The organism is Chromobacterium haemolyticum DSM 19808, assembly GCF_000711885.1.
Classification (GTDB): Bacteria; Pseudomonadota; Gammaproteobacteria; order Burkholderiales; family Chromobacteriaceae; genus Chromobacterium; species Chromobacterium haemolyticum.
Genome location: NZ_KL543997.1, coordinates 34214 through 57366 on the forward strand (window position 1 = coordinate 34214; position 23153 = coordinate 57366).

Consider the following 23153-nt stretch of genomic DNA (forward strand, 5'->3'; position numbering starts at 1 on the left):
GGCTCAGTGTCATTAGTGGAACAGGGTGAACAGCCCTTTGCCGCCCACCTTGTAGTTGAGATCGCGCGGCCGCTCGCCCATGGGCTTGGCGCCGCTGCCGCCGACGATCTTGTACGGGGCCACTTCCTTGCCCACCACGGTATTGGCGGTGACCACGGCGCCGCGGCCGATGCGCGCGCCGTGGCCGATCAGCGCTCCGGTGGCGATCCAGGCGTAATCGTCGATGTACATCGGCGCAGACACAGACCAGAATTCCGGCGCGCTCAGGTCGTGGCTGCCGGCGATGATTTTGGCGTAGGAGGCAATGGCGACATGATCGCCGATGATCAGCCCGGCGCGGGCGTCCAGCAGGCAATGCCAGGCCACGCAGCTGTCCGCGCCTATCACCAGATTGTTGACCCCCAGCACCTCGGTGTTGCGCCACACGCTGGAGCCCTTGCCGATGCGCGCGCCGCCCAGGCGCAGCCAGGCCAAGCGCAGATGATGAGACGGCAGTTTGTTGATCAGGATGTTGTAGCACTGCTCCCAGGCGCGCAGCCAACGATCCTTGAAAGTGGGCCAGTTGAGGCCGTAACGCGGCACCAGTTGGGTGGGCACTTCGTCGCGCAGCAGCGCGTAGAAGCGGCTCGCCAACGGATGCGGGATGCGGCTTTCCATATTCACGGAAACGATGGAGACGCGCGGCTCCGCGGCGTCGCCCTCTTCGAAGACCACATTATTGGCCAGCATCCAGTCGTAGGCGACGGCCAATTCCGCGGCCGGAACGCCAAGGCGCGCGGCGTAGCCGTCCAGGCGCTCGCGCAGCGCGCTGCTGTGGTAAATACGGTGGCGTAGCGTCAGCGCCGGCGGCGCGGGGGGAAGGTCGGTCGGGTTCATCGCGGTTTCGCTTTCAGATCGATTGGCGCGGAACCTGCCGGCGCAGAGAGGGTCAACAGCGTGTCGCCGCGGCCGGCCAGCCGGCGCGCCGCTTGCAGATTGACGCCCATCAGCAGCCAGAACAGGCCGATCAGCACCATGGTGAAGCTGTAATAGTGGTCAAACAGACCGGTGAGCAGCGCAGCCAGCAAGCCGGACAGGGTGCCGAGCCAGATGGCGCGCTCCGGGTCCAGCGCGGACAAGGGGCCGCGCGGCCGCGCCTCGCGCCACCAAGCCACGGTGACGGCGACGAACAGCAACATGCCGGGCGCGCCCAGCTTGTAGACGAAGTTGAGCCAAAGATTGGAGATGCCCAGCAGGCCGCTGTCAGGCGGCGGCGGATCCACCTTGAAGCCCAGACCCAACGGGTAAGTGCGCACCGCGTCGGGGAAGCGGCGGTATTCGTCCATGCGCACCTCGGTGCTGGCGTTGCTGGCGGAAAAGGTCGTGGCCAGACGCTGTTGCAAGGGCGGGTAAAACAGGACCAAGGCCAGGCCCAGCGCCGCGGCCAAGCCGATGATGCGACCGGCGTGCGGCGCGCGCCGCCAGCTCAGCCAAAGCAAGACCAGCGCCAGGCTGACGATGGCCCCGCGCGAAATACTGAACAACAGGCCGGCCGCGCCCAACAGCGCCACCGTCAGGCCCAGCAAGCGCCGCCAGCCGCGCTGCGTCAAACCGTAAAAGAAAGCCAGCGGCAGGAAAAGCGCCAACGCGCCGCCGGTGAGGTTGGGGTGCACCCAGGGCGAGGCCATGCGGGTGTAGTTGGCGGAGAAGATGTCGCGCACCGCTTCCGGGTGGGCGTAGCGCAGTTTCTCCAGCACCGGGATGAAGCTGTTGGCGTCGCGGTCCTTGAGAAAGTAGCCGATGGACAGCAGCAGCATGGCCAGCGTGCCCAACAGCAACATCACGATCAGACGGTCGCGGCTGCGCTCGTCCGGCAGCAACAGCGGGGCCAGGAACAAGGCGGACAGATTAAGCAGCCAGCGCGCCCAGTTGACCGGGCCGTTGCCGTCGGCCTGCACCATCAGCTGTCCCGCCAAAAACGGCAGCAGGCTGAAGGCCATCAGCCACAACAAGCGCCGCTCGACGCGGCCGCTCGGCCATTGCAGGACGCCGACGGCCAAGCGCGGCAGCGCGCCCAGCCAGGCCAGGCCCAGCAGCGCCTCGGATACGGTGACGCGCACGCCCAGTTGCACCGTGGAATAGGGCGTCAGGGTGGCGGCGAAGCCGAACAAAACCAGACCCAGCAGCGGCGCGCGCAGCACGGCGACTCCGGCGCAGGCGGCGGCCAGCGCCAGCGCGGCGGCGGCCGGGCTGAAGGCCAGCAAGCCGCCGAACAATAGCCCGCAGACCAGGGCGAGCGCGCGGTTCAGCGGCGTCATACCAGCAGCCGGTCCAATAGCTGATCCACGCGGCGGCGATAGGCATCCATATCGTAGCGTCGCGCCCAGGCGCGGTTGGCGTCGGCGTCGCCGTCCGGCCCGGCCGCGGCCAGCCGGTGCATCAGGGCTTGCAGCCCGCTGGCGTCGTTGGGGGCGAAGCGCGCCGCTTGCGGCGGCGCGACTTCGTCCAGCGCCGAGCCTGTGGCCACCGCCACCGGCGTGCCTTGCGCCAGCGCCTCTATCACCGGCAGGCCGAAGCCTTCCGCGTAGGACGGTTGCCACAGCCGTTCCGCCGCCGCGTACACCGCGCTCAACATGCCGTCGTCCAGATCGCTGAGCCAGATCAGCCCCTCCAGCCGCCGCAGTTCCGCCGGCAGGTCTTCCGGCCGCGCCACCAACGCCAATGCCGGCAGGTCCGGCTGGCGCTGACGCGCCTTCCTCCATTGCTCAACAAACCAGGGCATGTTCTTGCGCGGTTCGCGCGCGCCCACCGCCAGCCAGTAGCGCGCCGGCAGCGAGGCAGGCAGCGCCGCGGCCGGCGCGGCCGGCTGCGGCACCGCGTTGGGCAGCAGCGCCAGTTTGGCGCGCTGACGCGGGAACAGCCGCGCGGCGGCGTCGGCGGTGAATTGCGACGGTGTCCATATCGCGTCGGCGCGCTGCAAGGAGCGCGCGGTGCCGATCCAGTCGATCACGCGGTAAGCCAGCGCGCGCAGCAAGCTGACGTGGTAGTTGTCCAGGGTCAGCTGGAACACATCGTGCAGCAGCATGGCGTAGCGCACGCCGCCGGGCGCGCGCCAGAGCGGCAGGCCGGTGTTGGCGGTGGCGATGTACAGGTCCAGCCGACGGGCGCGGATGGCCCGCGGCAAAAAACGGCATTCGAAATGCCAACGCTCGCGCGGGCGGTGCAGTCCGTCCGCAGGACTGGGCCGCGCCGGGCATTCGGCCAGCCGCCGGTGGGGATGGTCTGCCGGACAGGCGGTGAAGCGCAGCACTTCCACGTTCGGCCGCGCCGCCAACGCGGCTTCCAGCGCCAGCACTTGCCGCGCGATGCCGGAGCGCGGCGCGGCAGTGACCGGACGGTAATCAATTCCGATGCGCATGTCTCAGCTCCCGATACAAGGTTTCCAGCTGGTCGGCGGCGATGGCCCAATCGTGCCGCCTCCTCACGTATTCCCGCCCGGCCGCGCCCAGGCTGGCGGCGCGCTCCGGCCGGCTCAGCAGCGCGGCGGCGGCCTCGGCCAACTGCTCGGCGTCGTCGCCCCTCAGGTAATCGCTGTCAGGCCGCAGGTCCAGCCCGGACGCGCCCTGCGGCGTGCTCAGCAGCGCCAGGCCCGCGGCCAGCGCCTCCAGCACTTTGAGCTTGGAGCCTCCGCCCTGACGCAGCCCGGCGATGAAGGCGGCGGCGCGGCGCTGCTGCGTCGAGAGTTCCGGCACAAAGCCCAGCCACTCCAGGCGCTCGTCCGGCCACCGCCGCGCCCAGTCTTCCGGCATCGCGTAACCGCATATCGCCAGCCGCGCCCGCGGCAGCCGCCGCCACAGCCGCGGCATCACTTCCTCCGCCAGCCAGACGACGGCGTCGCGGTTGGGCGGGTATTCGAAATTGCCAACGAACAGCAGACGCTGGCTGGCGTAATCCGGGCGGACTTCGGCGAAGGCGTCGGCGTCCACGCCGTTGATCACCACGTCCACCAGCCGGCCGCTGTGCTGAGCCATTACCGCGGCATCCTCCCAGGTGACGGCGGCGACGCGCTCGGCGGCGTTCAACGCCAGGGCCGCCCAGCGCCGATAACGCCAGCGGTCCCACCACACAAAGGGCGCGCACCAGCGCGGCAGGTGCTGATAAGTGGCCGCGCCCAGCTCGGATTCGACATTGTGCTCGGTCAGCAGGAAAGGCTGACCGTGGCGGCCCAACACGTCCAGAAAGGGCTGCAAGCCGTAACTGTGCTCGATTTGCACCACGTCCCAAGGCTGGCGCAGCAGGCCGTCGAAGGTCCGGCTCAAGTCCGGCGACAGGCCGTTGACGCTGGCCAGCAACGGATACGGGCCCAACGCGGCGGCCAACAGCGTCAGCGGGTGTTTCAGCGGACGGCGCGGCAGCACGATCAGCCGTTCAACAATGCTTTCCAGCTGGCGGCGGCAGGCGTCGCTGGCGGGCTCCTTGCTCTGCACCAGCAAGGTGATGCGATGGCCGCGCGCCGCCAGCGCGCGCAGCAGTTGGAACTGACGCAGCTTGCCCCCGCTGGTGGTGGGCCAGGGCAGATAAGGCAGGGTCCACAAGATACGCAGCGGCGGACACGCGCCGGTGGAACCGAGGGAAAGTGGACGGTGAAGAGACCCCGGTTTCATTCTCGCCACTCCAAAATTTGCAGCTGCGGCGTCACCGTCACGCGCAGGCTGTCTCCGGCGGCGCTCAAGGCGGTGCTGCCTCCGCTCAGCGGCTGACGCAGCGTGGCGCGGGCGATGCCGGGCAAACGCGCCGCGCCGCCGCTCGCACTCCAGAACATCCACAGGCGCGCGCCGTCCGGCTTGCGCCAGGCGATGCTGTACAAACCATCCGGCGCGGCATCCAAGCGCGGCGGCGCCGCCGGCTCCAGCCGCGGGCCGGTAATGGCGAGGAAGCGCGCCAGGGCCTTGTAGGCGGGCTTGGGCTTGCCGTCGAGATCCAGCAGGCCGTAGCCGCGGTCGCGCGCGCTGGCGCGCTGGTCCAGATCGGACAACGCGAACAGGAAGACGCGGTCGTAATCCAGCGCGCTCATCAACGCCAGCCGGCGCAATAGATAATCCGCCTGGCCGTCGCGGCCGATGATGTCCTGCTCTTCCTTGGGCCCGGCGTAGCTGGACCAGCCCCATTCGGTGGCCCAGATCCCCGGCGCCTTGACCTGGCGCAGCCGGGCGTTGATCTGCTGCGCGCGCAGCACGAAGTCCCGCGTTTTAGGATCGTCGCCCTCCGGCTGCTGGCTGTACGGATGGTAGGCGACGATGGTTTTCAGGTTCAGGCTTCCCTTCTTGCCCAGCTCCTCCAGCATCAGCCCGCCGCGCACCGGCATCTGACTGTAATAAGCCATGCCGGCCATCACCACCGGCTTGCCCGGCGCAGCGGCGCGCAGCGCTTCGGCGCTGGCCTGCAACAAACGGCCGTACCCTTCCGGGCTGGGCAGCGGCCGCCAAAAGCCGGGCAGATTGGGTTCGTTCCACACCTGCCAGGCATCCACCGTCGGATAGCGCCGCGCCAACATGGCCATGCGCTTGGCGAACACCTTGTCGTCCTTGGGCGGGTACTGGTCGCTGGAACCAAGCAGCGGCGGCACGCTGCTGGCGAAGGGCGCCGACCCCACCAAGTAAAAGACCGATTTGAGCTTCTGCGCCTTTAGCGTGTCCACCAGTTGGTCCAGCGGCGCAAACACAAACTGGCTTTCCTTGGGCTCGTGGCGATCCCAATGCAGGTCCACGCGCACCCAGTTCAGGCCAAGCGACTTGAGCTGCTGCATCTGGCGCTGGTATTGCGGCGGCGTGAACCACAGGAAATGCGCATTGACGCCAAGGAAATCGCGCCACACCACCGGCCGGCCGGCTGTCAGCTCGGTGGTTTCCGCGCGCGGGCCAGCCGCGGCCAAACCCAGAACCGCCGCCAGAACCAACATCCGCCGCGCCGCGCCGCCGCGCGCGCTAGCCATGCGCTCTCTCCCGCAGCGCCGTCTGAAACAATTGCAGAAATTGCGTCGCCACCCGCGGCCAAGCGCGCTCCCGCCCCAAGCTCCGCGCCTGCTCGCTATGCTGACGCAAGCGCTCCGGCTGACGCAGCAGCCCGCTCAAGGTCCGGGCCAACGCCGCGCTGTCGCCCCGGGCGTACACCGCGCCGTTGCCGAAGGAGGCCTCCTCGGCCAGGGCTCGGGCGTCGGAACAGACCACGCCGCGGCCGCAGGCCACCGCCCAGGACAGCGCGCCGCTGGCGCCGCACATCCGGCCCAGCAAGGCCAGCTTCCACGATTCCCGATAAGGCAGCACCATGGCGTGATTGGCCTGGATCAGGCCGGGAATCTCGGCCGCCGGCAGGTCCGGCCGCCATTCCAGCATGTCCCGGTGCAGCCCCAGCAGGATGGCTTGCTGGCGCAGGGATTCCAGATAAGAGCCGGAGCGGCCGAAGGCGACGTCCGGCGCCACTCCGCCCGCCAGAGTCAGCCTCACCCGGTCGCGGGTATCCGGCTCTTCCTGCAGCAGCGCCAGCGCGTCCAGCACATCCTCGATGCCCTTGCCCTGGTAGATGTAACCGAAGTACAGCAGCCGCAACGGCCCTTGCGGCGGCAAGGCCGGCAACGGCTGAGCGGCGATCTCGCAATTGCCGTGCGCGATATGGAACACCCGCCCGTCCGGCAGCCGCATCCGCCGGGCCAGGCGCTCCGCGCCGATGGTCGTCAGCGTCACCAGCCGGGTCAAGCGCCGGGCCAGCCGCCGCTCTCGCGCCAGCGTCAGCGGAGCGGCCAGCAAGGCGGCGGCCTGGCCAAGCGGGCGCGGCAGCCGCCGCGGCAAGCCGGGCGGCCTCCAGACCAGGCGTTCCGGGTCATGAACGGTGGCGGTCAGCCTCAGTTCCGGCTGATGACGCGCCAGCCACTCCAGCGCCATGAACTCGCCGCAGCGCCCGCCTCCCAGCTCCGCGTGCACCAAGTCGAAATCGCTCCAATTCACGTTCTGCATCTGCCAGGACAGTTCCAGAGCGTTGCTCGCCAGCGGCTGCCCCCCCAGCGGAGAGACGACGCTGACGCCTTCGTTTTCCAAAGCCCGCCGCCAGGCGTCGGCATAGTCGGCAATGCCGTTCTGCTCCGACGGCAGCGGAGCCAACAGGGCGATCTTCATCGGCCTTCTCCTTTCCAGCGCGCCGCGCGTTTCAGCACGGCGGCGGGGATTTCAAAACGGCGGCGGTTGAGCACAATGCCGTCCACCTGTCCAAACGCGGTGCCGAGGATGGCCAACGCGTTTTCCACCACCGGCACCGTGGAGGCGCGCGCCTCCACCACCAGCAGGATCAGATCGGCGCGCTTCAACTGCACAAAGGCCTGTTGATTGTCGAGCAGCGCCGGCGCCTCGATCAGCGCCACTTCGCCGGGGCCGACGCGCGCGTCGCCGGCGGCCAGCCTTGCCGGCACGCCTCTCTCGGCCAACACGCGCAAGAACTGGCCGGCGATGAAGCTGACGCCCTCGCCGCGCCGCGAGGACACCAGACCGATCACCAGGCCGTCTCGCGCCAGCTTGTCTGCCGGCAGTTGGCTGTAAAGTCGATAGACACTGGCTTCGAACGCCGGAGGCGGGGTTTGGCCCGGCTCCAATTCCATCAGCGTGCTCCACAGCGGCACGCCAAAACGGCGCTCAACGCCCCCACCATCGTGAATGCGCTGGTCCAGCAGGTAGCACAGGTAGAGCACGAACAGCCCCACCGCCAAACCGGCCGGCACCGCGGCCAACAGGATGGCCAGGCTCTTGGGAAACACTCGCGCCGGGCTAAAGGTGGCTTGCTCGATCACCGCGATATTGCTGATGCGGCTGTTGTCCAGCTCACGGTCGATGCGCGCTTTTTCCAGACTGTCGCGGTAGAGCAGGTAGTTCTTTTCCGCCACCGCCAGATTGCGCTCCAGCCGCGACAGCTCCGGCTCCACGCTCAGAATGCGCGCGCGCTCGTCCTTCAGCGCGGCGATGGCCTTGTCGTAAGCCGCCACCTTGGCCTTTAGCTCGCCGGCGCGCATGCCGCGCTCCAGCTTGCCGCGCTCCAGCAGATTGACGAGGTCGCTGGGCACGCGGTTTTCCGAGCGCTGCACCGTGTCTTTTTCACGCGCGATCAGCGCCTTGAGCGCGGCGATGTTTTCGTCCAGCTCGCGGATGGGCGGCGCGTCCGGCAAATAAGTCTTGAGCTTGTCCAGCCGCTCCAGCTCCAAGCCGTTGAGCTTGAGCTTGAGATCCTGCTGCGCCGGATTCAGGCTCAGTTCGCGCTCCTTGGTGATTTCACGCGGCAGCTTGCCGCCGCTGGCCTGGGCATTGGCGATGCCGCCCTGCGCCGCCATCCAGTCCGCCTGGTCGGCGCTGCGCGCCGCCTCCAGCTTGTTGAGCTGGTCGGTGAGGCTGTCCAGCCTCTCCTTGGAACTGATGCCGTCGATCTGGCGCAATTGCTGGCCGATGCGTTCCTTGTAGCCGGCGATCTGCTCGGCCAGCTTGCCGCTCTCGGTTTCGTAAAACGCGTACAGACTTTTGCGGCCCAGCGCGCGGCTGCGCTCATCGATGTACAAGGACAGCCACTTGGCCAGCACTTGCTGCGCCACCGCCGGATCGTCCCAGCTGAAAGCGATTTCCATCACCGCGGAGCCGCTCTGATGGCTGACGCTGAACTGTTTTTCCAGCCTGGCGGCCAGGCGCTCTTGCGGGGTCTGCGTTTCCACCACCCCGATCAGGGCCAGCGCGTCGCGCACCCCGTCCAACACCGTGGCGGCGGCCTGCTTCGCCTGATACTTGAAGGTTTTCCACCAGCCTTGCGGCGGCGGAGAGCGCATTTCGTTCAGGTAGTAGTCGGCGACCTGGTGGATGATGGGACGGCCGGTCAGCAGCTTTTCCTCATCCACGATGGGGTCCCGCTGGGTGCTGGGCGCCACCAGCGTCTGACGGTCGGCGTATTCGATCGGCAGCGTGCTGGTGTCGCGGCCGGGCTTGACCAGCAGCCGCGCCTCGGATTCGTAGCGGGCCGGCAGCAAGAAAGCGCCCAGCACCGCCACCAGCACGGTGGCGGCGAACGCCCATTTGAACTCCCGCCGGAAGATGAAGAACAGGCGGGCCAGATCGCGGAAGGAGCGGATTTCTATCATGTTGCTATCGCCGGTGCGGACCAGGGGCTAACCGCCGGCCTTGATGGTGGGGTTGTTCTGGATGTTGACGTTGTTGCTGCCTTTGCCGCCCAGGTCGTAATTCAGGCCTATGCCTATCGCCTTGGAGAAGGGCAGCAGCTGGTTGACGTACATGTCCACGCCTTCCACCGCCTTGCCGATGGCGGATTTGGGCACAAACACGATGTCGCCGCGTTGCAGCATGACGCCGCGCCGTCCAGCGGCCGGGTCCAGCATCCGCGCCAGATCGGTGAAATAGATCTGATACAGGCCCGTCTCGTCCATGCGCAGCAGCGCCACGTGCTCGCTGTCGGCGGACGGCAGCACGCCGCCGGCGCCGATCACCGCTTGTTCTATGCTGGCGGCGGCGCTCAGTTCGAAAGCGGACGGATTGCGCACCGCGCCGCCTACGAAGACGCGGTTGCCCGGCGCGATGGCGATGTTGACGGTGACTTGCGGCTGGCGATACAGCGTGGACAGCCGGTCGGTGATCTCCGCCCCTATCTCCTCCGGCGTGCGGCCGCCGCCGCGGACCAGGCCGGCGTGGGGGTAGGAAAAGCTGCCGTCCGGGCGTACGAAGAACAGCGCCATCTCGTCTTTTTCGGCCGGAGATTGCGCGTCTCGGACAATGCGCAGGGTGTCGCCGTTCATTACCCTGGTAACGGGCGGCGGCAATTGGCTGATGTCGCGCAGCGCCAGCTGCCGCGCTTCCACGGTCTTGGCGTCCGGCAGCGCGATGGTGCTGGGGGTGGAACAGGCCGTCAGACCGCCCAGAACGGCGAACAACAAAACGGCGGCGAGTTTGGCGGTAGTCATCGCATTCATTTCCAATAAGCGGGGAACATGCTGAGGCGGCGCTTGAGCGCTCGCGGCAGCCAGCGCTCGCCATGGCCCAGGCGGTAGCCGGCCAGCTTGAGCGCGCAACGCAGCAACACTTCGGACTGCCGCCACGGCTGGCCTGCCCGGCGGACGGTTTCCAGCTCGGAGCGCAGAAAACGCCGCCCTTCCGCGCCTGCGCGGCCAAAGCGCTCGGCGATCCAGCGCTCGCGGCCGTAAAACACGCCGATGTCGAAATAGCGGCGCATTTCCTCCAGCAGTCCGTAATCGTGCGAGTGGTGAACGCAGGCGGCGGCCTCGTAACGCACCGCCCAGCCGGCCAGCAGCATGCGGCCGGCGACGTGGGCGTCTTCGGAGCCGATCACGTCGGAAGGGAAACCGCCCACCTCGCGCAAGGCCTCGCGGCGATAGGCGGCGAAGGAGTCCGAGCTGAAACAGGTCCTGATGCCCAGTTCGGCGGCATCGGCCAGCCGCTTGGTGCGGCTGAACGGCGGGTAATTGAAACGGCGCGCGTGCGCGCCCAACAGGCCGGCGTCCGACTGCGGCAGTTGGCGGCCGTAGGCGACGCCGATGTCGTCCTCCGCCAGCAGCGCGTCGCGCAAGCGGCGCAAGGCGTCGGGCCCGGCCGGGATGGCGTCCTGGGTCAGATAGATCAACACCTTGGCGTCGGTCAGTTCGCTGGCTAGCCGGCGCGTGCCGCCGTGATTGAAGTCCGCGGCGCGCACCGGCACCACGCTGGCGCCGGCGGCCAGCAAGCGCGCCCGGCTGCCGTCGCTGGACTCGCTGTCCAGCGCCAGCCATTCGTCCGGCCGCAAGCTTTGCGCCGCCAGCGCCGGCAACAGCCGGTCCAGGTGGCGGCCGGCGTTGCGCACAGGCAGGATCAATGCTGTGCGGCTCACGGCGCGGCCTCCGAGCGGCCGTAGTCATCGGCGAAGCGCACGATGTCGTCCTCGCCCAGGTATTCGCCGCTCTGCACCTCGATCAATACCAGATCGATCAGCCCGGGGTTGCTCAATCTATGTGTTTCGCCAGCGGGAATGAAGGTGGATTCATTGGTGTGCAGCAAGCGCTCTTCTTGGCCGTGGGTCACCATCGCGGTGCCGCTGACCACGATCCAGTGCTCGCTGCGGTGGTGGTGCATCTGCAAGGACAGCGACGCGCCCGGCTTCACCACGATGCGCTTGATCTTGTAGCGTTCGCTGTCCGCCAGCACGGTGTAATGGCCCCAGGGCCGCTGCGAGCTCAAATGCAGCCGCCAGGCAGGATGATTCTGGTCCTGCAGCCGCCGCGCCAGCTCGCGCACTTCCTGGCTGCGCCCGCGGTCTGCCACCAACAGGGCGTCCGGGGTGTCCACCACCGCCAGATTGTCCACGCCCAGCATCGCGATCAATCGGCCGCGGCTCTGGATGAAGCAATCATGACTGTCCCGCAGCAAGGCGTCGCCGCTGACGCGGTTGCCGTCCGCGTCGGCGGGAAACTGCTCGGCCAGGCTGTCCCAGTTGCCGATATCGCTCCAGCCCAGTTCGCAACGCACCACCGCCGCGGCGCGGGTGCGCTCCATCACCGCGTAGTCGATGGAAATGTCCGGGCAACGGCCAAAGCGCTCGCGCTCCAGCGCCCGCAAGCGGTGGTCCGCGCTCTGGGACGCAGGGCTGTGCGCCAGGCAATCCCGCACCGCCGCCAACACATCGGGCGCGTGTTCGGCCAGTTCCTCGCACAAAGCAGCGGCGGAAAAGCAGAACATGCCGCTGTTCCACAAATGCCGTCCGCCAGCCAGATAGCCTTCGGCGGCGGCGTGGTCCGGCTTTTCCACGAAGCGAGCCACTTCCTGTCCGTCAGCGCCTATCGCCACGCCGGCCTCGATATAGCCGAAACCGGTTTCCGCGCGGCTGGGCTTCAAGCCGAAAACGACAATGCGTCCATCGCCGGCCAGCCGCGCGGCTTTCTCCACCGCGGCGGCGAAGGCGGCTTCGTCGGCGATCAGATGATCCGCCGGCAGCGCCAATAGCAAGGGATTCGCCGCCGGTTCGCGCTCCAGCAGGTCCGCGGCGGCGGCCGCCAGCGCTGGAGCGGTATTGCGCCCTTCCGGCTCCAACAGCAGCTCCAACGCCAACCCGCCGGCGTTGACCGCCCGGCATTCGTCCAGGGTGCGCAGTTGCGCCTGCTGATTGGTGATGATCATCACCCGCTTCACCCCCGGCAGGCGCGCGGCGCGCAGAAAGGCCTTCTGCAGCAGGCTCTGATCGTCGGCCAAGCGGATGAAGGGTTTGGGAAAAGCCTGCCGGGACACCGGCCACAAGCGGGTGCCGGCGCCGCCGGACACGATGCAGGGAATCAATTCTGGAATTTGGGTTTGCATGGCGGCCTCAATAGGCTTCGTCGGCCGACAGCACGGCCGGCAGAGTGCGGATCAGAATGTAGGCGTCGAACCATAGCGACCAGTTCTCGATGTATTCGAGATCGTGCGCCACCCGGCCCTCTATCTTGGCCAGCGTGTCGGTTTCGCCGCGGTAGCCGTTGACCTGGGCCCAGCCGGTAATGCCCGGCTTGACCCGATGGCGGGCGGAATACTCCGCCACCGCGTCTTCGAACAAGACACCGGCGGCCTTGGTGGCGGTTGCGTGCGGACGCGGCCCCACCATGGACATGCTGCCGCCCAGCACATTGAGCAATTGCGGCAGTTCGTCCAGGCTGGTCTTGCGGATGAAGCGCCCGACGCGAGTCACGCGCGGGTCGCTGCGTGTGGTTTGCGCCTCGGCGTCGGCGTCGGTCCGCTCCACGTACATGGAGCGGAATTTGTAGACCTCGATCAAACGGTTGTTGTAGCCGTAGCGCCTTTGCCGGAACAGCACCGGCCCCGGCGAATCCAGCTTGATCAACAAGGCGATCAACAACATCAGCGGCGCGGTCAGCGCCAGCGCGCAAACGGCGAGCAGCACGTCCTCGCAGCGTTTGAGCAAGGGCGACCACCCCTTGAGCGGGCGCTCGGAAATATTGAACATCGGTAACCCCGCCACCGCGGTCACCCGATGATGAGCGTGCTGCAAGCCCGCCATGTCCGGCGCCAGCAGCACCGTCACCGGCAAGCGCCGCAGCATGCTGACCAAGTCTCCCATCCGCTTGACCGCCGCCCAAGGCAACGCCACCAGGATTTGCTGTACCTCGCCCTCGCGCACCATCGTCTCCAGCCGACGCATGCCGCCCAAATAAGGCAGGCCGGCCATGGCGTGCTGCAAGCGGTCCGAACGATCGTCCACAAAGCCGATCACGCAGGCGCGGATGTCCGCGTTTTCCTTCAGAAAACCGGCCAGCAAATGGCCGCTGGCAGTACAACCCAGGATCACCGTGCGTTGCAGGCCCACGCCGCGACGCACCAGCCGGCGGCACCAGACGTACACCAACAAGCGCTGCGCCAGCAATAAAGCCAGCGTCGCCGTAAACCAGACCGGCCACAGCCGGTCCGGCAAGGCGGCCAAGGCCGGGGACAGCCCGCGGGCCAGCCACAAGACCAAAAACAAGAGCACGCACGCCGCGGCCAAGGGCCGCAGGCGCAACTGGCGTAAAAACATGCCTCCGCCGTAAACGCCCAGCGCCTGGAAAGACAGCAAAGCCAGCGCGCCGGCCAACAACAAGAGCTGTCCGGCCTGCCCGCGGGCCGCCGCGGCGGCCGGATCAAACAACAGCAAAATACAGCCGGGCGCCAGCACCATCGCCAGGTGCGTCAACCGGGCCAGCAGCCGCAGATAGGTCAAGGTCTCGGGATAGAACTGCACCAAGCCGTCCACATTGCGAATTCGCATCTTGTAAACCATTAAGTTTAATTTGATTAAACAAATCCACCTTTTAAGTTTAAAATTTTAATTTAATGTCTTTAAACCTTTTGCGTAATATCGCAGCAAAGCGTCCTCCACGCAACCAGGATTTGCTCCGCGCCTTGAAATCTGTTGTCAAAAAGAATGTAAAGCGAAGCCGGCAAGCTGACTGCGCGACGATTTATCGATTAAAATCACAACATCAGCCTTAGGAAGGAACGATGCGATGTATCAGTCCGATTTCACCCAATTCATCAATGGCTTCCTGGAAGAACACCCGGAAGTGGACAGTCAACGCCGCGAGCTGCGCCTGACCCTGTGGGACCGTCAATTGAACGCCGACGACCAGAAGCGCTGGAAAGAATCCCGCGTTCCGCAGCAGCCCTACGTTTACCAGCCGGAATAAAACCGGCTCCCGCCTGACCCGACGCCCGCGCCGCGGGCGTTTCCGATTGCACTGCATACCCATGACCAGCCGCACCCTGGCGCTAGACGGCGCCTTGCACGACTACTTGCTGAACATCAGCCTCAGCGAACATCCGGTGATGCGCGAGCTGCGCGAATTCACCGCCACCCACCGCATGTCCAAGATGCAAATCGCGCCGGAACAAGGCCAGTTCATGGCCTGGCTGGCTCAACTGATCGGCGCGCGCCGCTATCTGGAAATCGGCGTGTTCACCGGCTATAGCGCGCTGGCGGTCACCTTGGCGATGCCGGCGGACAGCCGCACGCTGGCCTGCGACGTCAGCGAAACCTTCACCGCCGTCGCCCGCGATTACTGGGCCCGCGCCGGCGTCGCTGATCGCATTGAGCTAGTGCTGCAACCGGCGCTCGTCACCTTGCGCCAGCAGCTGGACGCCGGCCAAGCGGGTCAGTACGACCTGGCCTTCATCGACGCGGACAAGCCAGCCTACCGCGACTACTACGAAGCCTGTCTGCAACTGGTGCGCCCCGGCGGCGTGATCGCCATCGACAATATTTTCCTGTCCGGCCGCGTGGTGGAACCCAAGCCGGAAGACCCGCCTGGCGTGCACCTGATGCACGAATTCAACGCCGGGCTGAAGCACGACCCGCGCATCCGCATGTGCGTGCTGCCGGTGGGCGATGGGCTGACCTTGTGCACGCGGCTGGCCTGAACGCCTCAGGCCGGCGCGGCCATGAACTTTTCATGATCCGCCGCGGTCTGACCCGCTTAGAGCCTGCTCATCAGTCTCGCGAGCTAAGGCGAGACAAGGCGAAAGTCGTTGAGAAAGCGGAATGTACAAGCGGTACATGAGTATTTCGAAACGGTTTTCAACGCCGTATCGCCGACGCGCAGCAGATCGTAAACAGGTTCTTAGCCGGCCCACTTGGGCCGGAGCCCGGTGTATCATGACCGCTTGCCAACGCTAACAGACGCTCCATGCTCAATCGCCGTCCCCGCCGCCAGATGAACCAGATGAACGTCGTGCCTTACATCGACGTGATGCTGGTGCTGCTGGTCATCTTCATGGTGACCGCGCCGATGTTCACGCCTGGCGTGATAGAAGTGCCCAGCGTGTCCCAAGCCGCCAGCATCGACACCCGTCCGCTGGAAGTGACCGTGGACGCCCAGGGCAAGATTCAACTGATAGACCAAGACCGCAAGACAGACGTCGCCTCCGTCGCCGACCTGGCCACGCAGATCCAGGCGCTGGGCGCGGCCGAGCGCCCGGTGGCCATCTCCGCCGACGCCAACCTCAAATACGCCGAGGTAGTGCGCATCGCCGACAAACTCCACCAGGCCGGCGTCAAGCGCGTAGCGCTGACGGTCAAGCAGCAAAAGCAGGGATGATGGCCGCAGTGTCCACCTCCCCGCGCCCTTGGTCGTTGATTGTCTCGGTGCTGCTGCACATCGCCGTGGTCGGCCTGCTGCTGTGGGGCGGCTTCCATTCCCAAACCTTGCAGGAACAAGCGCCGGTAGCGCTGGAGCTATGGACCACCGCGCCTCCGCCCCCCGCGCCCAGCGCCGTGGCCGAACCCAAGCCCGCGCCGGTGGTGGAGCCGCCGCGTCCCGCCGTGGCGGAGCCTCCAGCCGACGTCAACCTGGGCCGCCACAAGAAACCGCCGGAGCCGCCCAAGCTCAAACCTGAACCCAAGCCCGAGCCTAAGCCGGAGCCCAAACCCGAGCCGGCGAAGAAGCCCGAACCCAAAAAAGCGGACAAACCGGCCGAGAAAAAACCGGAGGCCAAAGCGCCGCCGGCGACGGCCGCCAAGCCGCAGGCCAAACCCAAGCCGTCCAAGACCTACAATCCGGAGGCCGACGACCTGCTGGCCAGCCTGGACAGCCCCCGCACCAACGGCAAAGCCAATGCGCGCAGCGACCAGGCCGGTTCCCCCAACGGCGTGGCCGGCGGCGCGGCCAATGGCTCGTCAACGGCCAAAGCAGGCTGGATCAGCCGGGTCAAGACCAAAGTCACTCCGCTGGTGCAGGTGCCGCCGGAACTGAGCGGCAACCCCAAGGTAGTGTTGCAGGTCAGCCTGCTGCCCTCGCTGGAGGTGAACCGGGTTCAACTGCTGCAAAGCAGCGGCAGCAAGGCCTACGACGACGCGGTGCAAAGGGCGATCTGGGAAGCGAAAACCTTTCCGGCGCTGCCGCCCGGCGCCAATTTCAACGACGGCTACCGGCAGTTCAAAATGGAATTCCGTCCCAGGTCATAAGACGGATCAAGCACAAGCCATGATGGAACGGCTGCGGCGTCGCCTCATGCCGATAGACTGATTCGAGGGAACTAATGTCCAGCTTTAAAACTCTGTTGAATATGCTGCTCGTCACGCTGGGCCTGATGGCCGCAGGCGGCGCGCAAGCGGAAATGACCATTGAGATCGTCGGCGGCGGGGCGAATCGCCACGCCATCGCCATCGCTCCGTTCAAGGACGAGGCCAACGCCCAGGGCGGCCTGGGTCCGGTGATCAAGAACGATCTGACGATTTCCGGCGTCTTCCGCATGGTGGACGCGGCCGGCGTGGCCAATGTGCCGTTTGAGCCTGCTGACATCCGCTACCCGCTGTGGCAAGCCGCCGGCGCGCAATCGGTCGCCATCGGCAAGGTAGAGGCCGCGGGAGGCGGGCAGTTGAAAATCAGCTTCCGGCTGATGGACGTCGCGCAGAAGAAACAACTGACCGGCGGCGAATTCACCGTCACCCCAGACCGCACCCGCCAAGTGGCGCACGCGATCGCCGACATGATTTACGAGGCGATCACCGGCCAGAAAGGCTTCTTCAACACCCGCATCGTTTACGTGCTGAAGACCGGCGGCAGCTATCTGCTGCAAGTGGCGGACGTGGACGGCGGACGCGCCCAGACCATTCTGCGCTCCAGGGAGCCCATCATCTCCCCAAGTTGGAGCCCGGATGGCGGACGCATCGCCTACGTGTCGTTTGAAAGCAAGAAGCCGGTGGTCTGGGTGCAGAACTTGGCCACCGGCCAGCGTTTTGCCGCCGCCAACTTCAAGGGCAGCAACTCCGCCCCGGCCTGGAGCCCGGACGGCAGCAAGCTGGCGGTGGTGCTGACCACCAGCGGCAATTCGCAGATTTACGTGATCAACGCCAACGGCGGCGGCTCGCGCCGGCTGATGTACAACGGAGGCATCGACACCGAGCCCACATGGAGCCCGGACGGCGGCAGCCTGTACTTTGTCTCCGACCGCGCTGGCGGCCCGCAGATCTACCGCGTGTCCGCCGATGGCGGCAACGCCCAGCGCGTCACCTGGGAAGGACGCTACAACGTATCGCCCAAGGTGTCGCCGGACGGCAAGACCCTGAGTTACATCCGTCGCGAGGGAGGCAACTTCCGCGTGATGGCGCAAGACCTGGCCACCAACGACAGCCGAGTGCTGTCTGACGGCGGCTACAACGAACGCCCAAGCTTCGCCCCCAACGGCCGCATGGTGCTGTACGCCAGCGACGCAGGCGGCAAGAGCGTGTTGTACGCCGCCACCACGGATGGCAGCAGCAAAGTGAAATTGGCCGTGATCAACGGCGATGTACAGGACCCGGCTTGGGGCCCATTTAATCGTCCTTAATTGGAGCTATTGATATGAACTGGAAACAACTCGTCCTCGGCACCGCCACCGTAACCCTGCTGGCCGCCTGCGCCAGCACCAAACCGGCCGACACCACCGCCGGCACCCAGCAGCCCACCACGCCGCAGACCACCGCGCCGGTGGACACCGGCAGCGGCAACCAGAATCAGGTGTCCGTGGATCCGCTGAACGATCCCAACAGCCCGCTGGCCAAGCGCAGCGTCTACTTCGGCTTCGACTCCTCCTCCGTCGACGCCAACGGCAAACCGGTCGTGGAAACCCACTCCGCCTACCTGAAGCAGAACGCGGACAAAAAAGTCATCATCCAGGGCAACACCGACGCTCGCGGCAGCCGCGAATACAACCTGGCCCTGGGTCAGCGCCGCGCCGAGAGCGTGAAGAAGGCGATGGAAGTACTGGGCGCCAAGGAAAGCCAACTGGAAGCGGTCAGCTTCGGCAAGGAAAAACCGCGCGCCACCGGCAACACCGAAGCGGACTTCGCAGAGAACCGCCGCGCCGACATCGTGTACCAAGGCCACTAAGAACGGGTTTACGATCTCGCGGGCTAGGACAAGACAAGGCGAAAACGGCTGAGAAAGCGGAATGTGCAGCTGGCGCATGAGCATTTCGAGGCGCGACTCGCCTTGCCACGTCTCACGACGCGCAGCAGATCGTAAACAGGTTCTAGTCCTATGACGCCGGCCCGGTTCCCCGGGCCGGCTTTGCAGCCGGACATCGGGCGAGTGCGTTTTCACGCGCTTGCCGTTAAGATATCCGGCTGTATTCATTGCCACCCAACTCACACGCGTCGTCCCCTCCGGGGCGGACGGCGGGACATCCTGGGACAACCATGAAACGGCTCACCCTTTGCAGCGCGCTGCTGCTGGTCCTCACCGGCTGCGCCACCACCGGCGATCTGGAAGAAACCCGCCGCCAGCTGGACCAAGTCAACCGCCAGGCCTCTACGCGGCTCAATGAAGTGGAAAGCAAGCTTTCCAATGAAAAGCTGCTGGAGATGGTCAGCCAACTGGAAACGATGAAGGCAGAAGTGGCCAAGCTGCGCGGCGACGTGGAAGTGCTGAACTACAATCTGCAAACCACCCAAAAGCGTCAGAACGATCTGTACAACGACCTGGACGGCCGGCTGGGCCATCTGGAGAACAGCGGTGCCAAACCGGTGCCCGCTACGCACGGCGACGCCTCGGGCGCCGCGGACGGCGGCGCGGCCACCAGCCCGGATTACGACAAGGCGCTGAACTTGCTGCGCGCTCGCGACTTCGCCAAGGCCGCCGACGCGCTGCGCGGCTTCATCGAACAAAACCCGCAGGCGCCGCAAGTGGCGGAAGCCACCTACTGGCTGGGCGTGTCGCACACCGCCTTGCGCCAATACGACGCCGCCATCGACATCCACCGCCGCTTCGTCGAGCAGTTTCCGGACAATCACTTCGCGCCGGAGGCCCTGCGCAATATCGGCAACTGCCAGCGCGACCTGGGGCAGATGGATCAAGCCAAAACCACTTATAAACGCCTGATCAAACTGTATCCCAAAACAGATTCCGCCCAGAAAGCGCGCCAGCAACTGGCAAAAATGTAACACCCCGGCCGGCTCGCTTCCGGCCCTCATGCCCCATTTTGACGCCAGCCCGCCGCGGCTGGCTTTGTCTTATGCGCCCTTTTCTCCCACGGCAAACACCTGATTTTTCAACAAAAAATTAAAACACAAATAATTATAACCGCTGGTTATCTACACGCCGCACCAAAATAGCGCATTGCTCCGTCTTTTCCATCCGCTTGTCCCCCCGCTTCCTCTTGCCTTGTCCATGCGTTTTCTCTACCAAACATGCTTACCGCATGACAATATATTCATTCTGGGTTTAAACCCGGATTAAAAACACAAACGACAAGCTATACAAAGGAGTTATCCGTGATGAGAACCAGACAAGCAAGTGGAACCCAATGGTTCCGGCTTGGCGCTATCGCCGTGGGCGTGGCGCTGATCGGCGGCCTCGCCGGCTGCGAAGACGACGGCAGCACCCCCGGCGACGGTTCCAGCCATCATGGCGGCAGCGGCCGCCTGGCGGTGGACATCTTCGGCAACCGCGGCGGCGTGCTGACCGCCGTGCCCAGCGGCCGCTGCCTGGGCGAACCGCGCGTGCAATGGAGCAACGGCGCGCGCGGCTTCAGCGCTGAGGACAGCGCGCCGGACCAGCCGCTGACCGCCACCGTCAGCTGCGCCTTGACCAGCGCCAGCCAAACCCTGGTGCCGCAGAACGTCTTCAGCGCGCCGTCGGTGTTCGCCGTGCTGAAGACGGACCGCACGCTGGCGGTCTGGGGCAGCCGACGCCTGGGCGGCGACACTTCCACCCTGCCCGCCCAGCCTAAAAACGTAGTGGCGGTGGCCGGCAACGAACGCGCGATGGCCGCGCTGCAAGCCGACGGCACCATCGTGGGCTGGGGCCGCGCCGGCTCCGGCGCCAGCTACGCCGGCCCGGTGGGCATAGGCAACGCCGACGCCACCTCCCCGGTGGCGCCGCTGGGCAAGGTGGCCAAACTGTGGCCCACCAAACGCGGCTTCGTCGCTCTCAACGACGACGGCAGCGCCACAAGCTGGGGCAATATCGAAACCACCTTCGACGGCAACGGCGGCTCCAAATCCATTTCCTCCTACTTCGACGCCGCCCGGCTCGCCGCGCTGAAGGACGTCGCCAGCGTCAGCCACAACCTAGGCGCGGTGGCGGTGCTGAAGAAAGACGGCAGCGTGCTCGCTTTCGGCGACCCCAACTCCGGCGGCGACGCCTCTCCGTTGGCCGCCAAGCTCAACAATGTGGCTAGCATCGCCGCCACGGACTACAACTTCGCCGCGCTGAAAAAAGACGGCAGCGTGGTGGTATGGGGCCTGAACTGGGACGGCCAGACCAGCGACTACTACGATGGCAGCGAAGCGATGCCGGCCGGCGTCAGCGCGGTGCAAACCAACCTCAACGTCTTCGCCGCGCTGAAACAGGACGGCTCGGTCGCCACCATAGGCAGCGCCTACTTCGACCGCGGCGCCGACACCGGCCCGGTGGCCGGCAGCCTGGCTGGCGTGGCTAAAATCTACGCCAGCAAGACCGCCTTCGCCGCCTTGCGCAAGGACGGCAGCGTGGTCACCTGGGGCGACAGCGCCCGCAACGACGCCAGCGGCGTGCAGCACAAGCTCAACCGCGTGCGTTCCATCGCCGCCACCGAGCTGGCCTTCGCCGCCTTGCGTCAGGACGGCAGCGTTGTGACCTGGGGCGACGAGCTGCGCGGCGGCGACAGCAGCGCGGTGCAACATCGTCTGCGCAACGTGGTGGCCTTGTTCTCCAACGACTACGCCTTCGCCGCCCTAAAGGCCGACGGCAGCGTGGTCACTTGGGGCGCGCCCACTCACGGCGGCGACAGCTCCGCAGTCAACGCGCGCCTGGTCAACATCCGCGCCATCTACAGCACCCCGCTCGGCGGCTTTCTCGCCGTGGCCAAGGACGGCAAGTTCGTCGCCTGGGGCAGCCCGTCCGCCGGCGGCAACGCCCCGGCCGGCCTCGCCGCCATCCCCTACGTCAAGAACTAAGTCCCCGACGCATTGGAGCAATAGAACATGAACCGCAAAACCTCGCTGTCCCTGCTGATCGCCGCGCTGCTGGCCGGCGCCGGCGCTGAAATCGCGGCGGCCGCGCCCTCCGCCGCCGGCATCACCGGCATCATCGTCAAATACCACAGCGTCTCCCAGCAGCAACTGGTCCAGGCGCGCATCGCCAACGGCGGCCGCGCCCCGTCCAGCCGTCCAGCCGACTTCGCCGCCCGCACCCAGCGCGTGCAGCAACTGAGCGGCAGCCCCTTGCAATTCCATCACCAGATGGGCACTGGCGCCTATGTCTACCAAAGCGGCAAGACGATGAGCGTGGCCGAGGCCCAGACCCTGGCTCGCAAAATCCAGCAAGACCCGGCGGTGGAATACGCCGAGCCGGACTTCGTCATGAGCCCCAACTATCTGCCCAGCAGCCCGCTATACGCCGGCAAGCAATGGGATATGCAGGCCAGCGCCGGCGAACCGGGCGCGATGAACCTGCCCGCCGCCTGGGACCTGTCGCTGGGCGCCGGCGTCACCGTCGCGGTGCTGGACACCGGCTACCGTCCGCACGCGGACCTCAAGCCCAACCTGCTGGAGCCGGGCTACAACTTCATCTCCGACCCCAAACGCGCCCGCCTGCCCGCCGTGGCGCAAACCAACGCCGACGGCAGCCCGCTCTTGGACAGCAACGGCCAGCCGGTGCAAAGCGCGCGCACCAACAACGGCCTGGACCAAGGCGACTATAGCGACGGCAGCCTGTGCCGCGCCGGCAATAGCAGCTGGCACGGCACCCACGTGGCCGGCACCATCGCCGCGGCCGCCGGCGACGCCAACGGTCTGACCGGCGTGGCGCCCAAGTCCAAACTGCTGCCGTTGCGCGTGTTGGGCCAGTGCGGCGGCGCCAGCTCGGATATCGCCGACGCCATGCTGTGGGCAGTGGGCGCCACCGTGCCCGGCGCGCCGATCAACGCCAATGTGGCTCGAGTGCTGAGCATGTCTCTGGGCGGCGCCCAGCCTTGCAGCCGCACCTATCGCGATGCCATCCAGCAGGTCAACGCCCGCAACGGCGTGGTGGTGGTGGCCGCCGGCAACGCGATGAAAAACGTGCGCAACACCAACCCGGCCAGCTGCCCCGGCGTGATCACCGTGGCCTCCAACGGCAAATCCGGCGGCATCGCCTCCTACTCCAACTACGGCGCGATCACCACCGTCACCGCGCCGGGAGGCGATCTCAACAGCGGCGACCCCGGCATCTACTCCACGCTCAATAGCGGCACCACCGTGCCGGGCGCGGACAGCTACGCCGCCTTCCAGGGCACCTCGATGGCCACGCCCCACGTGGCCGGCCTGGTGGCGCTGATGCTGTCCTCCAACCCCAGCCTCAACTGGAAAGCGGTGCGCAACATCCTGATCAAGACCGCGCGCCCACCGGCGGCGGATTGCGAAGGTTGCTCCGCCGGCATCACCGACGCCGCCGCCGCGGTGCGCGCGGCCAAAGCCAACTAAGCCCGCCGGCGGCGCGCACTTGCGTGCAGACCGCCGGTTCGCTTACGGCTTCCTTTCCCTGCACACGGGAACCTGCCGCCGTGGTTCTGGCCCAAGCCGGACGGCGGCGGCTTTTTTCTCAACGCTTCGCGGGCGCGTTTACGATCCAGCAAATCAAGACGCGGCAAGGCGTTGCGGCTGAGAAAACGGAGTGTACGCACAGTACATGA

20 protein-coding genes are annotated in these 23153 nt (G+C 66.4%); 9 read left to right on the forward strand and 11 right to left on the reverse strand.

All coding sequences use genetic code 11. The annotated features are described in order from the left end of the window. Positions 1–12 precede the first annotated feature (12 nt). Genes BR71_RS22340 through BR71_RS22390 form a run of 11 tightly spaced genes read right to left on the reverse strand, consistent with a single transcriptional unit; the run spans position 13 to position 13794 of the window. Positions 13–876, reverse strand: a complete 864-nt coding sequence (locus BR71_RS22340) for an acyltransferase (RefSeq protein WP_052371021.1) — start codon at positions 874–876, stop codon at positions 13–15. Then, positions 873–2297: an O-antigen ligase family protein gene (locus tag BR71_RS22345; RefSeq protein WP_043642352.1), complete on the reverse strand. Its 1425-nt coding sequence runs from the start codon at positions 2295–2297 to the stop codon at positions 873–875. The genes BR71_RS22340 and BR71_RS22345 overlap by 4 nt, the downstream gene beginning before the upstream one ends. Then, positions 2294–3397 carry a glycosyltransferase family 4 protein gene (locus BR71_RS22350; RefSeq protein WP_043642354.1) on the reverse strand — a complete coding sequence of 368 codons (1104 nt, stop codon included), beginning with the start codon at positions 3395–3397 and terminating at the stop codon, positions 2294–2296. Before BR71_RS22350 ends, BR71_RS22345 begins: the two co-directional genes overlap by 4 nt. After that, positions 3381–4643, reverse strand: coding sequence for a glycosyltransferase (locus BR71_RS22355; protein ID WP_208854927.1), 1263 nt, complete (start codon positions 4641–4643; stop codon positions 3381–3383). Before BR71_RS22355 ends, BR71_RS22350 begins: the two co-directional genes overlap by 17 nt. Next, complete coding sequence (locus BR71_RS22360) at positions 4640–5971, reverse strand: cellulase family glycosylhydrolase (RefSeq protein WP_043642357.1); 1332 nt, start codon at positions 5969–5971, stop codon at positions 4640–4642. Before BR71_RS22360 ends, BR71_RS22355 begins: the two co-directional genes overlap by 4 nt. Next, on the reverse strand, positions 5964–7148 hold the full coding sequence (locus tag BR71_RS22365; RefSeq protein WP_043642360.1) for a glycosyltransferase: 1185 nt from the start codon (positions 7146–7148) through the stop codon (positions 5964–5966). Before BR71_RS22365 ends, BR71_RS22360 begins: the two co-directional genes overlap by 8 nt. Next, positions 7145–9139, reverse strand: coding sequence for a GumC family protein (locus tag BR71_RS22370; RefSeq protein ID WP_019104154.1), 1995 nt, complete (start codon positions 9137–9139; stop codon positions 7145–7147). Before BR71_RS22370 ends, BR71_RS22365 begins: the two co-directional genes overlap by 4 nt. 27 nt (positions 9140–9166) lie before the next feature. Further along, complete coding sequence (locus BR71_RS22375; RefSeq protein ID WP_019104153.1) at positions 9167–9973, reverse strand: polysaccharide biosynthesis/export family protein; 807 nt, start codon at positions 9971–9973, stop codon at positions 9167–9169. Between the two features lie 5 nt (positions 9974–9978). Then, positions 9979–10893, reverse strand: coding sequence for a glycosyltransferase family 2 protein (locus BR71_RS22380; protein ID WP_043642362.1), 915 nt, complete (start codon positions 10891–10893; stop codon positions 9979–9981). Next, positions 10890–12353, reverse strand: coding sequence for a mannose-1-phosphate guanylyltransferase/mannose-6-phosphate isomerase (locus BR71_RS22385; protein WP_043642364.1), 1464 nt, complete (start codon positions 12351–12353; stop codon positions 10890–10892). The genes BR71_RS22380 and BR71_RS22385 overlap by 4 nt, the downstream gene beginning before the upstream one ends. A gap of 7 nt (positions 12354–12360) precedes the next feature. Continuing rightward, the gene (locus BR71_RS22390; protein WP_043642457.1) at positions 12361–13794 is read right to left on the reverse strand and encodes an undecaprenyl-phosphate glucose phosphotransferase; all 1434 of its coding nucleotides are present in this window, start codon (positions 13792–13794) and stop codon (positions 12361–12363) included. 238 nt (positions 13795–14032) lie between these two features. Between BR71_RS22390 and BR71_RS22395 the strand changes: the two genes are divergently transcribed. The 9 genes from BR71_RS22395 (at position 14033) to BR71_RS22435 (ending at position 22944) form a co-directional block, all read left to right on the forward strand. Continuing rightward, positions 14033–14212 (forward strand): DUF3460 family protein, encoded by a 180-nt coding sequence (locus tag BR71_RS22395; protein WP_019101069.1) that lies wholly within the window; start codon positions 14033–14035, stop codon positions 14210–14212. 61 nt (positions 14213–14273) lie between these two features. Further along, complete coding sequence (locus tag BR71_RS22400; protein WP_043642366.1) at positions 14274–14942, forward strand: class I SAM-dependent methyltransferase; 669 nt, start codon at positions 14274–14276, stop codon at positions 14940–14942. A gap of 266 nt (positions 14943–15208) precedes the next feature. Next, complete coding sequence (locus tag BR71_RS22405; RefSeq protein WP_019100362.1) at positions 15209–15619, forward strand: biopolymer transporter ExbD; 411 nt, start codon at positions 15209–15211, stop codon at positions 15617–15619. Beyond that, complete coding sequence (locus BR71_RS22410) at positions 15616–16485, forward strand: energy transducer TonB (protein WP_043642368.1); 870 nt, start codon at positions 15616–15618, stop codon at positions 16483–16485. Before BR71_RS22405 ends, BR71_RS22410 begins: the two co-directional genes overlap by 4 nt. 74 nt (positions 16486–16559) lie before the next feature. Beyond that, complete coding sequence (gene tolB / locus BR71_RS22415) at positions 16560–17849, forward strand: Tol-Pal system beta propeller repeat protein TolB (protein ID WP_019102117.1); 1290 nt, start codon at positions 16560–16562, stop codon at positions 17847–17849. A gap of 14 nt (positions 17850–17863) precedes the next feature. Further along, positions 17864–18391: a peptidoglycan-associated lipoprotein Pal gene (pal, locus tag BR71_RS22420; protein WP_043642370.1), complete on the forward strand. Its 528-nt coding sequence runs from the start codon at positions 17864–17866 to the stop codon at positions 18389–18391. Between the two features lie 308 nt (positions 18392–18699). After that, the gene (gene ybgF / locus BR71_RS22425; protein ID WP_043642372.1) at positions 18700–19443 is read left to right on the forward strand and encodes a tol-pal system protein YbgF; all 744 of its coding nucleotides are present in this window, start codon (positions 18700–18702) and stop codon (positions 19441–19443) included. Positions 19444–19776: 333 nt separating this feature from the next. Then, on the forward strand, positions 19777–21438 hold the full coding sequence (locus BR71_RS22430) for an RCC1 domain-containing protein (protein WP_156039087.1): 1662 nt from the start codon (positions 19777–19779) through the stop codon (positions 21436–21438). Positions 21439–21465: 27 nt separating this feature from the next. Continuing rightward, entirely contained in the window at positions 21466–22944 is a 1479-nt protein-coding gene (locus BR71_RS22435) for a S8 family peptidase (RefSeq protein ID WP_052371023.1), read from the forward strand. Positions 22945–23153: the final 209 nt, after the last annotated feature.

Bases quoted from the DNA above. Each gene is read 5' to 3' on its own strand.
- BR71_RS22340 (WP_052371021.1), bottom strand. From the start codon at position 876: ATGAACCCGACCGACCTTCCCCCCGCGCCGCCGGCGCTGACGCTACGC.
- BR71_RS22345 (WP_043642352.1), bottom strand. From the start codon at position 2,297: ATGACGCCGCTGAACCGCGCGCTCGCCCTGGTCTGCGGGCTATTGTTC.
- BR71_RS22350 (WP_043642354.1), bottom strand. From the start codon at position 3,397: ATGCGCATCGGAATTGATTACCGTCCGGTCACTGCCGCGCCGCGCTCC.
- BR71_RS22355 (WP_208854927.1), bottom strand. From the start codon at position 4,643: ATGAAACCGGGGTCTCTTCACCGTCCACTTTCCCTCGGTTCCACCGGC.
- BR71_RS22360 (WP_043642357.1), bottom strand. From the start codon at position 5,971: ATGGCTAGCGCGCGCGGCGGCGCGGCGCGGCGGATGTTGGTTCTGGCG.
- BR71_RS22365 (WP_043642360.1), bottom strand. From the start codon at position 7,148: ATGAAGATCGCCCTGTTGGCTCCGCTGCCGTCGGAGCAGAACGGCATT.
- BR71_RS22370 (WP_019104154.1), bottom strand. From the start codon at position 9,139: ATGATAGAAATCCGCTCCTTCCGCGATCTGGCCCGCCTGTTCTTCATC.
- BR71_RS22375 (WP_019104153.1), bottom strand. From the start codon at position 9,973: ATGACTACCGCCAAACTCGCCGCCGTTTTGTTGTTCGCCGTTCTGGGC.
- BR71_RS22385 (WP_043642364.1), bottom strand. From the start codon at position 12,353: ATGCAAACCCAAATTCCAGAATTGATTCCCTGCATCGTGTCCGGCGGC.
- BR71_RS22390 (WP_043642457.1), bottom strand. From the start codon at position 13,794: ATGCGAATTCGCAATGTGGACGGCTTGGTGCAGTTCTATCCCGAGACC.
- BR71_RS22395 (WP_019101069.1), top strand. From the start codon at position 14,033: ATGTATCAGTCCGATTTCACCCAATTCATCAATGGCTTCCTGGAAGAA.
- BR71_RS22400 (WP_043642366.1), top strand. From the start codon at position 14,274: ATGACCAGCCGCACCCTGGCGCTAGACGGCGCCTTGCACGACTACTTG.
- BR71_RS22405 (WP_019100362.1), top strand. From the start codon at position 15,209: ATGCTCAATCGCCGTCCCCGCCGCCAGATGAACCAGATGAACGTCGTG.
- BR71_RS22410 (WP_043642368.1), top strand. From the start codon at position 15,616: ATGATGGCCGCAGTGTCCACCTCCCCGCGCCCTTGGTCGTTGATTGTC.
- tolB (WP_019102117.1), top strand. From the start codon at position 16,560: ATGTCCAGCTTTAAAACTCTGTTGAATATGCTGCTCGTCACGCTGGGC.
- pal (WP_043642370.1), top strand. From the start codon at position 17,864: ATGAACTGGAAACAACTCGTCCTCGGCACCGCCACCGTAACCCTGCTG.
- ybgF (WP_043642372.1), top strand. From the start codon at position 18,700: ATGAAACGGCTCACCCTTTGCAGCGCGCTGCTGCTGGTCCTCACCGGC.
- BR71_RS22430 (WP_156039087.1), top strand. From the start codon at position 19,777: ATGAGAACCAGACAAGCAAGTGGAACCCAATGGTTCCGGCTTGGCGCT.
- BR71_RS22435 (WP_052371023.1), top strand. From the start codon at position 21,466: ATGAACCGCAAAACCTCGCTGTCCCTGCTGATCGCCGCGCTGCTGGCC.